We start from the raw sequence: 13,903 nt of genomic DNA on the forward strand, positions 1-13,903 counted from the left end.
CGCACTTCACGGGCGTCGGTTGCGGGCCTCTGGACGTCAACGCGCGACGTCGTCCCTCACAGCCGCCCATCGCTGCGTATCCATCGCTTCGACGTCGATTGGATAGCAGTTGTTCTTCGTTGCTTCTCGAATGGGGCGATCACAATGACCCGCCTCAGGCGTCGCCAAATGATCAGTAGTGCTTCCGACCGTCGTACCGACGACGATGAAAAGTTGCTCTGGCGCGCGATCTTCATGCGGATGTCCGGCGGGCCATCGTTCTTGGCGATGACGTGGTCGTTGGCGCCGTCTCGACGGGGAAGCATAGAAGGCGGGCGGTTTACGTCGAGTCGTCGTTGCTCACGCGTTGACCGACGCGTGCGGTGTGACTGCCGCACAATTCCGGCTCGGCAGATGCGCAGCATCGGTCCTCAGACGGCGAAGCGGAACTCCACCGTATTCTCCAGCCGATCAACGTCACTCATCGAACAGCGCGACGCCCACTTCTCTCGACGCAGCTTTCAATCGTTTGTCCCTGGTCCATAGTCGCGCACCCTCGACCATGGCGACTGCCGCCATCAGATGGGCGTCGACTGCGCTCAGTCCGCGCCCCCAGAGTTGCCGTCGCTCGACGAGATACAGGACCTCTTCATGCTGCGCGGTCGGGAACTGCCACAGATTTGCAAGAAGATCAAGCACGATGTTCCGGCGTGCGATGGATCCGAGCGCCAACTCCTCGACCACCAGTGGATGGCAGCCGACTCCATCCAGTTCCAAGTGCTCGACCAGCCTGGACTCTCCGGCGTGAAGATGATCGATCCACACCGCGGTGTCCACCAGAATCATTCCGACGCACGTCGCCGCGGCGCGGCCTTCGCCTGGGAATCCGATCCGCCCAATGCGGCGAGACGGCGAGCGCTTTCCACCCGGATCAGTGTCTGCAGACCTTGCTTGAGCAGCGCAACATTTTCGTGCACTCCCGTGAGCTCGGCAGCTTTGGCCAGCAGATCGTCGTCGATGGTGACGGTGGTCCTCAAGGCGACACCTCCATATGCATCATTGATGCCCTCCATGATGCCACGTGAGGAGTGGTTCAGCTACACGTTGAAGCGGAACTCCACGACGTCACCGTCGGCCATGACGTAGTCCTTACCCTCCATCCGGACCTTGCCGGCCGCCTTGGCCGCGGCCATCGACCCGGCCTCCACCAAATCGTCGAACGATACGATCTCGGCTTTGATAAAGCCCTTTTCGAAGTCGGTGTGGATGACTCCGGCCGCCTTCGGCGCGGTGTCACCCTGATGAATTGTCCACGCCCGCGCCTCTTTCGGTCCCGCGGTCAGGTAGGTCTGCAGCCGCAGCGTGTGAAAACCGGCGCGCGCCAACGCATCCAGGCCGCGCTCGGTCTGACCGATCGACTCCAGCAGTTCGGCGGCCGACTCGTCGTCGAGCTCCTGCAGCTCGGCTTCGATCTTGGCGTCGAGGAACACCGCATCGGCGGGAGCGACCAGCTCGCGCAGTTCGGCGACGCGCGCCTCGTCGGTCAACACCGACTCGTCGGCGTTGAACACGTACAGGAACGGCTTGGTGGTCATCAGATTCAGCTCGCGCAGCAAGCTCACATCCGTCCTGGCTGACGACAGCGTCTTGCCGCTGTCGAGGACCTGCTGGGCTGCCACCGCCGCATCATGGATCGGCCTGCGGTCCTTGTGCGTGCGGGCCTCTTTCTCCAGCCGCGGCAGCGCCTTCTCCAGCGTTTGCATATCGGCCAGGATCAACTCGGTCTCGATGATCTCGATGTCGGACTTCGGGTCGACGCGGCCGTCGACGTGCACCACGTCGTCGTCGGCGAACACCCGCACCACCTGGCAGATCGCGTCGCTTTCGCGGATGTTGGCCAGGAACTTGTTGCCCAGGCCGGCCCCTTCGGAGGCGCCTTTGACGATGCCGGCGATGTCGACGAACGTCACCGTCGCCGGCACGATCTTCTCTGAACCGAAGATCTTGGCCAGCGCCTCGAGCCGCGGATCAGGTAGTGCGACCACGCCTTCGTTGGGTTCGATCGTCGCGAACGGATAGTTGGCTGCCAACACGTTGTTACGGGTCAACGCGTTGAACAAGGTCGACTTACCGACGTTAGGCAGCCCGACGATTCCCAGATTCAAGCCCACGGTGACCAGAGTCTGCCAGATGTGATCGGCTCGCCAACCTCCGCTGGCAGCCCCACGCAGGTCGAGCCGGTACGGTCGACATGTGTCAGCTCAGCGTACGCGGTCGGCGGTACCGGCCGATCACCGCTCTGCGCACCCAGATATCTCAGGACTTCCCTGGTGGGGCGCGGTCCTGATTGCGTTGCTCTGCGCGACGTTGGGCTTCGCCTTCGACGCCGGATCGGGCAACGGCAATCTGACCAGAGTCTTCGCTTCGCTCTATGTCATCGGCTGCCTGGCCGCTGTGCTGTCGGTGCGCCGGTCGGGCCTGTTCACCGCGGTCGTCCAGCCTCCGCTGATTCTGTTCGCTGTGGTGCCGGGCGCGTACTTCCTGATGCATTCCTCGGACATCCATGGTGTGAAGGACCTGCTGATCAACTGCGGCTATCCGCTGATCGAGCGCTTTCCGCTGATGTTCTTCACGTCGGCGGCCGTGCTGCTGCTGGGGCTGGCGCGCTGGTATCTGGGCCGCTCCGATACCTCCGATACTTCCGCCGCGGAGGGGTCCGCCGCTGCCGGCCCCGCGCTGCTGGCCAAGCTGACCGCGATGGTCACCTCCCGCCTGGAATCGAAGCCCGCTACCGATGGGCCGCGCCGCCGGCGGGCCGATCAGCGGCGCGCAGCGACCACGTCGGGGTCTGCGGGGCCCCGCGGTGAACGCTCGCCGCGCAGCGCGGCATCGGTGAAGGGTTCCCGACGCACCCGATCGGCCGACCCCGACGCGGTCGATTCGGTCGGCGACCGCCCCCGCCGGCGCAGGCCGCGGGCCGAGGACTTGCCTCCTACCGCCGAGCCGCGCCGTCGACGTCCTGCCGGCGAGCGCCGTCGACGTCACGGCGGCGAGCCGCCCAAACGTCACGGCGGCGAGCCGCCCAAACGGCGGCGCGGCGAGCCAACGGGTGAGCGCGACGGCGTGCCGCCCCGGCGGCGCGGCGAGCAACCCAGGCGCCGCGGCGAGCCGGCCGAACAGCGCCGCAGCATGCCGTCCGGTGAGCGCGAACGCCGCTACCGCGAACGCACGGATCGGGACCGGCCACAACGTGCCCGGCCGGAGCGCGATGCCCGCTACGACGGTTATGACCTGTTCGGCGGCTATGAGTCGCCCCCGTCACCGTCTGGGCCGCGCCCCGATGGGAACCATCACCCGGTTTCGCGGGTGCGTTATCGCGGCGCTGACGACGCCGACGACGACCGTTCCCCCCGGCGTCGCGCCCCGCGGGGCCACGATGCCGACCGGTGGAACTACGACATCTAGGCGAGGCCCCGAAGGAAGCGGCCGGCCGCCTCCACGGCGGGCGCTGAACTGCCTGCGTCGCTGACGAATACCGCGACCGCCAGATCGTCGGCGATTCCGACGAACCACCCGTGCGCGTGCGTGTCATCGATGTACTCGGCGGTCCCGGTCTTGCCGAGCAGCCCCGGAATGTCCTGTAGCTGGGTTGCGGTGCCGTCGGTGACGGTCTCCCGCATCATCGTTCTGACCTGCTCGTACACCGGGGCTGGCAACGGGTCCGGCTCGCGGTCGGCGACGCCGGGCTGCCCCTTCACGATCGACGGTGCCGGCACCGATCCGCGGGCCAGCGTCGCAGCCACCAGTGCCATGCCGAACGGTGAGGCCGTGACCTTGCCCTGCCCGATGCCTCCCTCGACCCGCAAAGCCGACGTGTCAGCCACCGGTACCGAGCCGGTGACGGTGGTCATGCCGGGGGCCGTGTAGTCGATTCCGAGGCCCAGCGCAGCGGCGGTCTCGGTGAGCGCCTCGGGCGGCAGGTTCACCGCGAGCCGGCCCATCGTGGTGTTGCAGGAGCGCGCGAACGCCGTGTGCAGCGGCACCTCACCGAGGTCGAAGTTGTTGTCGTTGGGGATCTGCCGACCCTCGATGTTTTCAGTGGCCGGACACCGCACCATGGTGTCAGCACTCACCTGACCACCCTGCAGCGCAGCCGACACCGTCACCGCCTTGAATGTCGAGCCCGGCGGGTACAGGCCGGTCAGCGCGATCGCGCCCTGCGCGTCGGCCGGTACGTTCTGCGCGACGGCGACCACCTCACCCGTCGACGGCTCGATGGCGACAAGTGCCGCAGGAGTCGGAAGCGGCGCCAGGGCTTCTTCGCCCGCTCGCAACATACCGACATCGAGGGTGCTGGTGATGTCGCCGACCGGCTGGGCGTCCTGCCCGCCGGATCGCTGGGCGCCGACGGCGGTCTGCGCGCTGACCGCCCAACCGGCGGCGTCGTCGACACGCTGCTGCCACAGCTCGGTCAGCCCCGAAAGGATCGGCGACGCCAGCGCGCGGTCGGTGCTCAGCAGCCGCGTCTGCGGGCGCAGCGTCACGTGAGGCAGCGTCGACAGCTGCGGCTCGATCGTGGCGAGGTCATCATCGCGCAACGTGATCGCAGTGAACGGCTTTCCGTCCTGCAGGTCGCCGCTCAGCGACGCCGGTGTGATCCCCGGCGCGAGCGGATTGAGAAGCGCGGCAACGGCGTTGACATCCACCCCGGGAGCGATGTCGACCAGGGTGACGATGTGCTGGGTGAGCAGTTCGGCACCGGTGCGGTCCAGCACCCGCGGCGCCGGCTGTGGAGCCAGCGTGCTGTAGGACAGCGGACCTTTGTCGAGTCCCGGAGCGACCGTTGCCGCATCCCAGCGGATCTTCCAGCCATCGCCGTCGGGGGCGGCCCGACCCTCGGTGAGGTACTGCCACTCGTTGCGTTTCTGCGGCCCGAACTTCCACGACGCGTCGACGGTGAACGTGGGCGCATCCTCGGCCGGGCGCACCTCGCCAATGTGGAAGGCGACGTCATTGCCGAGGCTGGCATAGAGCCCGTCGAGCACCTCGGTGGCCGCCGCAGGGTCCGTGGTCAGCTCCGCGGCGGCCGGCACGTCAGCGCGACTGAGCGCATCGGCGAAGGCTCGGACGGTGGAGTCGAGCCGATCTTCGGCGTCGCTGCATCCGGCGAGCACGAGCATGATCGCGACGGCCAGGCTGGTCGTCACCCGCAGCACGTGTCGAGTGCGAGAGGTCACACTCGAGCACCGTACCGGTTAGCTCCGTGCGGGCCGGATTTCCCGGGGCAGGGCGAACACCAGCGTCTCGTTGGCCGTGGTGACGGGCTGCACGGTGCCGTAGCCGTACTCGGCGAGGCGATCAAGCACCCCGCGGACCAGGATCTCCGGAACCGATGCACCGGAGGTGACGCCGACGGTCGTCACACCGTCCAGCCAGGCCGGGTCGATGTCGTCGGCGTAGTCCACCAGGTATGCGGCGTCGGAACCGGCGCCGAGGGCCACCTCGACCAGCCGCACCGAGTTCGACGAGTTCTTCGAGCCCACCACGATGACGAGCTCACACTCGGGTGCCATCGCCTTGACCGCGACCTGGCGGTTCTGGGTGGCGTAACAGATATCGTCACTCGGCGGGTCCTGCAGCGTCGGGAATTTTTCCCGCAGCCGGCGCACGGTCTCCATGGTCTCGTCGACGCTCAGCGTGGTCTGCGACAGCCAGATGACCTTGTTCGGGTCGCGCACCGTCACCTTGTCGACGGCGTCGGGGTTGTCGACCACCTGGACGTGGTCAGGTGCCTCACCGGCGGTACCGACCACCTCTTCGTGGCCCTCGTGGCCGACGAGCAGGATGTCGTAGTCGTCGCGGGCGAAGCGCTTGGCCTCGTTGTGCACCTTGGTCACCAGCGGGCACGTCGCGTCGATGGTCTGCAGGTTGCGGGCAGCAGCCTCCTCGTGCACGGTCGGCGCGACACCGTGGGCGGAGAACACCACGATGGCGCCCTCGGGCACCTCGTCGGTCTGCTCGACGAACACCGCGCCGGCCTTGGCCAGCGTGTCCACCACGTAGCGGTTGTGCACGATCTCGTGGCGGACGTAGATGGGGGCGCCGTGCTTTTCCAGCGCGCGCTCCACGGTTTCGACGGCCCGGTCGACGCCGGCACAGTAGCCGCGCGGCTCGGCCAGCAACACGCGTTTGCCAGCGACATCGCCGACGACCGAGCTGCTCGCGCCCGGAATCCCGATATTCACAGTGGTCGGCATGAGTCCCAGGGTACTTATCCACCGCACCTGACGCCCAGCCGTAGGCTAAGAGCCATGGCAACTGCACCGTATGGGGTCCGTCTGCTGGTGGGTGCGGCGGTGACCGCGATCGAGGAAACCCGCAAGCTTCCCCAAACCATCCTGATGTACCCGATGACCCTGGCCAGCCAGGTCGCCCACCTGGTCATGAAGATGCAGCAGGACGTGGCGGTGCTGGTGATCAAGGGCGACGAGACGCTGGAGTCGATCTTCCCGCCTAAGGACGAACAGCCGGAGTGGGCGACATTCGACGAGGACCTCGAGTCCGGTGGCAGCGGCGGGCCCGACGGTGACGTGGTGGAACTGCCGACGCGCGACGGCGAACGGATGACCGAGGGACGGTTCGCGCTGTTCTCCGAGGAGCCCGACAAGACCACCACTGCGACCGATGACGACGGCGGATCCGGACCCCTCCAGTCCGCGGCGGCGCCGGCAATCGTCGCCGAGGTCGACTACGAGTCATTGACGCTGGCGCAGCTGCGCGCCCGACTGACCTCGCTGAAGATCTCCGACCTGGAGGCGCTGCTGACCTACGAGGAGAACACCAAGGCGCGCGCTCCGTTCCAGACGCTGCTGGCCAACAGAATCACTCGCGCGTCGGCCAAGTGACCCTGCCACCGGGGCAGTCGCCGGAGAACCCCTTCCCGGTGCGCGGTGTCGCCATCCGGGTCGCCGGGTGGATCGACAAGCTGGGTTCGGTGTGGGTGGAGGGCCAGATCGCCCAGCTGACGTTGCGGCCGAACTCCAACACCGCGTTCATCACGCTGCGCGACCCGGCGGCCGACATGTCCATGTCGCTGACGTGTCCACGCGATCTGGTGACCAACGCGCCGGTCAAGATGACCGACGGCACCCAGGTGATCGTGTTCGGCAAACCCACCTTCTACACCGGTCGCGGCAGCTTCTCCCTGCGCGTCAGCGAGATCCGGGCTGTCGGCATCGGAGAGCTGCTGGCTCGCATCGAACGGCTGCGCCGGTTGCTGGAGGCCGAGGGCTTGTTCGATCCGCGCCTCAAACGGCCCATCCCGTTTCTGCCCGACACCATCGGCTTGATCACCGGGCGGGCCTCAGCCGCCGAACACGACATCATGGCCGTCGCGTCGGGCCGCTGGCCCGCGGTGCGGTTCGCGGTCCGCAACACCGTCGTGCAGGGGCCCAACGCGGTCCCGCAGATCGTCGAGGCGTTGCGGGTACTCGACGCCGACCCGGACGTCGACGTGATCGTGCTGGCCCGAGGCGGCGGCAGCGTCGAGGATCTGCTGCCGTTCTCCGACGAAACGCTGTGCCGGGAGATCGTGCGCTGCACCACGCCGGTGGTCAGCGCCATCGGCCACGAACCCGACAACCCGCTGTGCGATCTGGTCGCCGACCTGCGCGCGGCCACTCCGACCGACGCGGCCAAGCGGATCGTCCCAGACACGGCAGCCGAGCAGGCGCTGGTCGACGAGTTGCGCCAGCGCAGCGGGCGGGCATTACGCAACTGGGTGAACCGGGAACAGCACCTGGTGACCCAATTGCGCAGCCGGCCGGTGCTGGCCCGCCCGCTGGATGCGATCGACCTGCGCGCCGAGGACATCAGCCGGGCCCGCGGCGCCGGTCGACGCGACATCACCCGCCTGATCGACGCCGAATCCGAGCGCGTCGGCCATTTGTCGGCCCGGCTGACGACCCTGGGACCGGCCGCGACGCTGGCCCGCGGTTACGCCGTCGTGCAGACACTGCCCCCATCGGGACCAACCCAGGTGCTGCGCAGCATCGCCGACGCGCCGAGCGGGGCCCGGCTGCGGGTGCGGGTGGCTGACGGCGCGGTCCTGGCGATCAGTGCAGGCGAGCGCGAATTCGAGGGAGAACAATGAAGCCCATTAGTGAGCTGGGGTACGAAGAAGCCCGCGACGAACTGATCGAGGTGGTGCAGCGCCTCGAGCATGGCGGAATGGACCTCGACGCATCGCTGAAGCTGTGGGAAAGAGGCGAACAACTCGCGAAATGCTGCGAGGAACATTTAGCTGGGGCTCGCAAGAGAGTCGAGCAGGCGCTGGCCCGCAGCGATGACCCAGATGATTGATTAGGAAAGCACCAAACCGCTGGGCCCTCGAAATTGGAACACGTTTCAGTTAATCTTCCCGACATGGCTTCGGACTTGGGTGACGCAGCACCGACCACCGAACTCGGCCGGGTTCTGGTGACCGGCGGATCGGGTTTCGTCGGCGCCAACCTGGTCACCGCCCTGCTGGACCGGGGGTTGGCGGTGCGCTCCTTCGACCGCGCACCCTCACCACTGGAACCTCACGACCGTCTCGAGGTCGTCGAAGGAGACATCACCGACCCGGCCCAGGTCAGCGCTGCCGTCGCCGAGGTCGACACGGTCTTTCACACCGCGGCCATCATCGACCTGATGGGCGGCGCGTCGGCCAGCCAGGAATACCGCCAACGCAGCTTCGCGGTCAACGTGACCGGCACGCAGAACCTGGTGCGCGCCGCGCAGGCGGCCGGTGTCCAACGGTTCGTCTACACCGCGTCCAACAGCGTCGTGATGGGCGGACAACGGATCTCCAATGGTGACGAAAACCTGCCGTACACCGAGCGATTCAACGACCTCTACACCGAGACCAAGGTCGTCGCCGAGAAATTCGTGCTCGCCCAGAACGGCGAATCCGGGATGCTCACCTGCTCGATCCGACCCAGCGGCATCTGGGGCCGCGGCGATCAGACCATGTTCCGCAAGGTATTCGAGAGCGTGCTGGCCGGTCACGTCAAGGTGTTGGTCGGTAACAAGAACGTCAAGCTCGACAACTCTTACGTGCACAACCTGATCCACGGATTCATTCTGGCCGCCGAACACCTGGTGCCTGGGGGCACCGCACCCGGGCAGGCCTACTTCATCAATGACGGTGATCCGGTCAACATGTTCGAGTTCGCTCGCCCGGTGGTCGAGGCATGCGGTCAGCCCTGGCCCCGGCTGCGGGTCCCGGGCCGACTGGTCTGGGCGGTGATGACCGTCTGGCAGTTCCTGCATTTCCGCTTCGGCCTGCCCAAGCCGCTGCTGGAACCCCTTGCGGTGGAGCGTCTTTACCTGGACAACTACTTCTCGATCGGCAAGGCACAGCGCGACCTGGGGTATGAACCGCTGTACTCCACCGAAGAGGCGCTGCAGCACTGCCTGCCCTACTACGTCGAGCTGTTCGCCCGGATGAAAGCCGAAGGACAGCCCGTGGTCTCTGCGGCCGCACCTACCGCACCGAAGGGCTGACCGGTGGAGGGTGCCATCATCTGATGGTGCCCGAGTTCCGGTTCGCCACCCACGGCGGCGCGCGCATCCGCTACCTCGACTCCGGCGGTGACGACCGCGGGGCACCGGTCGTGTTCGTGCCCGGATTCACCGACGTCGCCGACGACTACACCCAGATCCTGCCCGCATTGGGTCGCCGCACCGCGGTGATCGAATTGCGTGGACACGGCCGCAGCACCGCCGGTGAGAACGGTTATGACTCCGCCGCGCTGGCCAACGACGTCGCAGCGGTCGTCGACGAGCTCACCGACGGACCGGTGCACATGATGAGCTTCTCACGCGGCACGGCCTACGCGATCACCTGGGCGCTGGCCAATTGGCCCCGGGTGCGGTCGGTGTCGATCGGTGACTACATCCCCGAAGAGCTCCTCGTGCCCGACAACGCGTTCGGCCACCTGCTGGACGGACGCTGGCGGGGCACCCCGGTGCACCAGCGCCTGGACCGGCAGGCGGCGGTCGCGACGCTGCGCGCGGCACGTCCGCAGTCGTTCTGGGAACCGTTGGCGCACTGGCAACCCCCGCTGCTGGCGGTCCGCAGCCTCAACGCCCCACTGGTCAGTGACATCAACTGGGCCCGGTACCGCGAACTCTTCCCGACCGCGCGACTCGAAGAATTCGCCGATTCACCGCACGACATCTTCCGACCGGACCGCGAACGCTTTCCCGCGCTGGTCCGCGAACTCATCGACGCAGCCGACCCGGCCCCTACCGGCTAGCGGCGCGGAGCGGCCAGGTCGGTCAGGTTCGGGACGTCGGCAGCGTCGATCGGCATGCCGAAGTAGTAGCCCTGGCCCACGTCGCATCCGCTGTCACGCAACCATTCTGCCGTCGCAGCCTCTTCGATGCCCTCGGCCACGACGGTCATTCCCAGTCCGTGCGTGAGATCGATGACCGAGCGGACCACCGTCGCGGCCCGACGATCGCTGGTCACCGTGGCGATGAACGACCGGTCGAGTTTGATCTCGTCGATGCGCAGGTCCCGCAGATATGACAAAGCCGAGTAACCGCTGCCGAAATCGTCGATGGCGACCTGTATTCCGCGCTCGCGCAACTGCTGGAGAACTTTGGCGACCAGGGTCAGGTCATGGATGACGAGATCCTCGGTGATCTCGACGGTGAGCAGGTTCGCGGGTAGTTTGCAGGCGTCGAGGGCTTCGCTGAGCGCGGCAGGAAGCCGGGTGTCGCGCAGCGACGGGGCGAACATGTTGAGAGCAAACGGCATCCGGACTCCACCGTCGCGCCAGTGCGCAGCGTCGTCGAAAACCTTTTGGATCACCAGGTCGGTGACGGGGCGAATCAGGTTGTGCTGACGCACCAGTGGCATGAAGGTCGCTGGTTGCAGTAAGCCCAGCTCCGGGTGCGGCCAGCGCAGCAGCGCCTCCACCCCCACGATGCTTCCACTTTCGAGATTCACCTTCGGCTGGTAGGCGAGATCGAGCTCGCCGTGGTCAACGGCATGACGCAGATCCGCCAATAACCTGACCTTGGCCACCCCGGCGCCGGTCACCCGATCGGTGTCGCGGTCACCGGGGTGCTCGACGCTGCCTCCCGACCGCATCAGGTCGATGTCGTAATTACACATCCGCGACGTCGAATACGAGCGCTTCGCCGCCTGCACGGCGTGGTCGGCCCGCTTCATCAGAATCGCCGGAGTGAGGTCCGGATCATCCGGCGGGGCCACTGCCACCCCGATGCGGCAGCGCATCGACACCTGTTGCCCGCCAACGGTGAACGGCTCCTCAAAGGTCTGCATGACACAGTGCAGAACCTGGCGGGACCCGTCCAGGTCGCCTTCGAGCAGCAGCACGAACTCATCTCCGCCGAGCCGCCCCACCGTGTCGCCCGGCCGCAGGCACGCGGCGATTCGCCTGCCGGCATGCACCAGCAGCTTGTCTCCGGCCGGATGACCGAGGTTGTCATTGACGAACGCGAAGTCCTCCAGGTCCACGGCCGCGACCAGCACCGGGCGCTCCTCGCGGGCACGCAGCACCATCGCATGTGTTAGTCGGTCGATGAACAGGGCCTGGTTGGCTAGGCCCGTCAACGGGTCCTTCAACGCCTGATCCGCCGCGGCCTTGGCCCACGACCGGTTTTCGAAGGCCGCAACGGATTGGCGCAAACACACCGTGACGACGATCAGTGGAACCAGGATCCGCTCAAGACCGGACATGATCATGATCGGGCCGATCGTCCCGGCCAGCAGCAGGGGCACGTACGGGGCCCACAGCGACGACACCGACGGCACCGCCACAGCCTGCATTCGCGGCGGTGGCATCCGGGAACTCAGCAGAGCCGCAGCACAGATGGCAACCAGCGAGATCGCCCACCCGACATCCATCAGACTTCCGGTCGTGTAGACGCCCTGGGCAACGGCGTAAGCGAACGCACTGTCGGTGACCGTCATTATCGCGAACGCCAGTACCAGCAACCCCAACACAACGCGCTGTCGAACACCTGCACGGGCCCAGACAGCAACCGCGATCGCCAGCAGCACGATGTCGGCGGCCGGATAGAACACCGCCAATCCCAGGGTCAGCTTGTCGTCGCGGTATGCGGAGTAGACCGCGTTGAGCGCAAAGATCCAGGACAGCAAGAACGAGCACAGCGCCACCGTGAGGCCGTCGAGGGCGATGCGCGCGGCGGTATGCCGCAGCGACGTGCCATCAGACGGAACCATCAGCAGCAGGGCCGGGACCGCGAAGACACTGAAGACCAGATAGAACAGGTCGGCAGGCGACGGAAACGGCTCGACGTAGAACACGTACTCGCACAGCAACCAGATCAGATCGGCGACGGCCCACGCCCCCAACGCCACCGTCAAGAATCGCCACGCGGTGCGCATGCGGTCTTGCGCCATCCTCGCCGCCCAGGCGCAGCAGGCGGTGGCGTATGCCGACAGACCCAAGATGATCAGATCGTCGATCAATGGCACCACTCTGCCGCCGCCGGCGGCGAGGAGCAGGACGGCAAGCGCGAGTGCAGCCCCGACCGGCACGGCCAGCGCCGCCGAGAGCATGCGCGCAGGTCGACCTGTACTCACGGTGCTCCCCTGCCCTCTGCCGCGATGATGAAACGTTCTGCCGAAATGTAGCGTCAACCGCCAGCGACGACCCAAACGCTAACGCAAAATCTCGGCCGAAGACCGGTGTTTGCTAGGGGTTGCTGTGCGATGTTGCTGCGCACCCGCGGCAGCGGTGCCGCGATGATTTTTCGCGGAACGCGGAGTCGGTTCAGCTGTCCACGACAACGACCGGAGGATCCCCGATGCGCCCATTGTCCGCAGGCCTGTTCATCTCGCTCGACGGCGTGGTCGAAGCGCCCGACCAGTGGCATTTCCCGTACTTCGACGACCAGATGGGCGCAGCCGTCAACGCCCAGCTCGGTACCGCCGACACACTGCTGCTGGGCCGTGTCACCTACGACAGCTTCGCCGGCGCCTGGCCCGAGCGGGAATTGCAGGGCGGCGATGAGGCCGAGTTCGCCAGGGCGCTCGGCGACGCACGCAAGATCGTGGTGTCGCGCAACCAGCTGCAGTTCTCGTGGCGCAACTCCGAACGACTCGCCGGCGATCTGCTCGACGGTGTCCGCACACTCAAGAACGAACCCGGCGAGGGTGCCATCGCGATGAGCGGTTCGCCGTCGGTGGTCCGCCAACTCCTGCACGCCGGACTGCTCGACGAACTGCACCTGCTGGTCCACCCGATCGCTGTGGGCAAGGGCGCGCGACTGTTCGACGACGACCAGATCCCGCTGAAGCTACTGTCCTGCAACGCTTTCCAGACCGGCGTGCTGCACCTGGTCTACACCCGCGACGAAGACGCGCCCGCAGGTGATTACCGGAGCGCCACGGCGCACCTACGTTAGTGGGGGCTCCCGCCTGATTCGGCGATCTCTTTGATCGCAGCCAGCGTCGCCGGGATCCCGATGCGCGCGGCGTCGACGCGCTTTGCGATTTCTGCGTCGGCCGATTCGCCGAAACGTTCGCCGAACCCGTCGACACCTTTGGGCAGCAGCGCCCACGACTCGGTCAGGCGGGTTCCGGCACCGTCGGGCTCCAGGTGGTACCCCCAGTAGACCCATCCGTCGTTGACCTCCCACGCGAAGACGCGCCCGGGCTCAGCGGCCACGACCTGGCAGCGGGTCTCCCATATCCGCTCGGGGGTCTCGTTGCGGCCGGTGAACCAGGCGCCCACCTGCGGCCCGGCACCCTCGTCCCACCAGCACCGGCGGCACACCGGACTCCATTGGCCCGTCCGGGTCACATCCGACACCAGTGCGTACAGGTCCTCCGGCGGCACCGCCACCGTTATCGACTCCGACATCTTCAGTTCGGTCACCC

The 13,903-nt window shown here is 66.8% G+C and carries 14 protein-coding genes; 7 read left to right on the plus strand and 7 right to left on the minus strand.

All coding sequences use genetic code 11. The features are described 5' to 3' along the window. Window positions 1-456: 456 nt before the first annotated feature. Genes KXD98_RS19520 through ychF form a run of 3 tightly spaced genes read right to left on the minus strand, consistent with a single transcriptional unit; the run spans window position 457 to window position 2,150 of the window. Window positions 457-825 (minus strand): type II toxin-antitoxin system VapC family toxin, encoded by a 369-nt coding sequence (locus tag KXD98_RS19520; protein ID WP_260759969.1) that lies wholly within the window; start codon window positions 823-825, stop codon window positions 457-459. Beyond that, window positions 822-1,016 carry a type II toxin-antitoxin system VapB family antitoxin gene (locus tag KXD98_RS19525; RefSeq protein ID WP_260759970.1) on the minus strand — a complete coding sequence of 65 codons (195 nt, stop codon included), beginning with the start codon at window positions 1,014-1,016 and terminating at the stop codon, window positions 822-824. Before KXD98_RS19525 ends, KXD98_RS19520 begins: the two co-directional genes overlap by 4 nt. A gap of 60 nt (window positions 1,017-1,076) precedes the next feature. Beyond that, complete coding sequence (ychF, locus tag KXD98_RS19530) at window positions 1,077-2,150, minus strand: redox-regulated ATPase YchF (protein WP_260759971.1); 1,074 nt, start codon at window positions 2,148-2,150, stop codon at window positions 1,077-1,079. An 82-nt stretch (window positions 2,151-2,232) separates the two neighbouring features. Between ychF and KXD98_RS19535 the strand changes: the two genes are divergently transcribed. Next, on the plus strand, window positions 2,233-3,444 hold the full coding sequence (locus tag KXD98_RS19535) for a DUF6542 domain-containing protein (protein ID WP_260759972.1): 1,212 nt from the start codon (window positions 2,233-2,235) through the stop codon (window positions 3,442-3,444). Here KXD98_RS19535 and KXD98_RS19540 read toward each other — a convergent pair. Both KXD98_RS19540 and KXD98_RS19545 read right to left on the minus strand, forming a co-directional pair. Then, the gene (locus KXD98_RS19540) at window positions 3,441-5,159 is read right to left on the minus strand and encodes a penicillin-binding transpeptidase domain-containing protein (protein WP_260765322.1); all 1,719 of its coding nucleotides are present in this window, start codon (window positions 5,157-5,159) and stop codon (window positions 3,441-3,443) included. The genes KXD98_RS19535 and KXD98_RS19540 overlap by 4 nt on opposite strands. A gap of 75 nt (window positions 5,160-5,234) precedes the next feature. Next, complete coding sequence (locus tag KXD98_RS19545) at window positions 5,235-6,236, minus strand: 4-hydroxy-3-methylbut-2-enyl diphosphate reductase (RefSeq protein ID WP_260759973.1); 1,002 nt, start codon at window positions 6,234-6,236, stop codon at window positions 5,235-5,237. Between the two features lie 54 nt (window positions 6,237-6,290). Between KXD98_RS19545 and KXD98_RS19550 the strand changes: the two genes are divergently transcribed. The 5 genes from KXD98_RS19550 (at window position 6,291) to KXD98_RS19570 (ending at window position 10,280) form a co-directional block, all read left to right on the plus strand. After that, window positions 6,291-6,884 carry a lipid droplet-associated protein gene (locus KXD98_RS19550; RefSeq protein WP_260759974.1) on the plus strand — a complete coding sequence of 198 codons (594 nt, stop codon included), beginning with the start codon at window positions 6,291-6,293 and terminating at the stop codon, window positions 6,882-6,884. Window positions 6,885-6,886: 2 nt separating this feature from the next. After that, window positions 6,887-8,131 (plus strand): exodeoxyribonuclease VII large subunit, encoded by a 1,245-nt coding sequence (xseA, locus tag KXD98_RS19555; protein ID WP_396883259.1) that lies wholly within the window; start codon window positions 6,887-6,889, stop codon window positions 8,129-8,131. Further along, complete coding sequence (locus KXD98_RS19560) at window positions 8,128-8,340, plus strand: exodeoxyribonuclease VII small subunit (protein WP_260759976.1); 213 nt, start codon at window positions 8,128-8,130, stop codon at window positions 8,338-8,340. The genes xseA and KXD98_RS19560 overlap by 4 nt, the downstream gene beginning before the upstream one ends. 63 nt (window positions 8,341-8,403) lie before the next feature. Then, on the plus strand, window positions 8,404-9,525 hold the full coding sequence (locus KXD98_RS19565) for an NAD-dependent epimerase/dehydratase family protein (protein ID WP_260759977.1): 1,122 nt from the start codon (window positions 8,404-8,406) through the stop codon (window positions 9,523-9,525). 23 nt (window positions 9,526-9,548) lie between these two features. Beyond that, a complete protein-coding gene (locus tag KXD98_RS19570) occupies window positions 9,549-10,280 on the plus strand; it encodes an alpha/beta fold hydrolase (RefSeq protein WP_260759978.1) in 732 nt (243 codons plus the stop codon). On the opposite strand, the gene KXD98_RS19575 is transcribed toward KXD98_RS19570, so the two are convergent. Then, window positions 10,277-12,604: a bifunctional diguanylate cyclase/phosphodiesterase gene (locus KXD98_RS19575; RefSeq protein WP_260759979.1), complete on the minus strand. Its 2,328-nt coding sequence runs from the start codon at window positions 12,602-12,604 to the stop codon at window positions 10,277-10,279. The two genes, KXD98_RS19570 and KXD98_RS19575, sit on opposite strands and share 4 nt — an antisense overlap. Window positions 12,605-12,828: 224 nt before the next feature. On the opposite strand from KXD98_RS19575, the gene KXD98_RS19580 reads away from it, so the two are divergent. Further along, window positions 12,829-13,428, plus strand: a complete 600-nt coding sequence (locus tag KXD98_RS19580; protein ID WP_260759980.1) for a dihydrofolate reductase family protein — start codon at window positions 12,829-12,831, stop codon at window positions 13,426-13,428. On the opposite strand, the gene KXD98_RS19585 is transcribed toward KXD98_RS19580, so the two are convergent. Further along, the gene (locus tag KXD98_RS19585) at window positions 13,425-13,901 is read right to left on the minus strand and encodes an SRPBCC family protein (protein WP_260759981.1); all 477 of its coding nucleotides are present in this window, start codon (window positions 13,899-13,901) and stop codon (window positions 13,425-13,427) included. The genes KXD98_RS19580 and KXD98_RS19585 overlap by 4 nt on opposite strands. Window positions 13,902-13,903: the final 2 nt, after the last annotated feature.

It is taken from the genome of Mycobacterium sp. SMC-4, from assembly GCF_025263265.1.
GTDB lineage: Bacteria > Actinomycetota > Actinomycetes > Mycobacteriales > Mycobacteriaceae > Mycobacterium.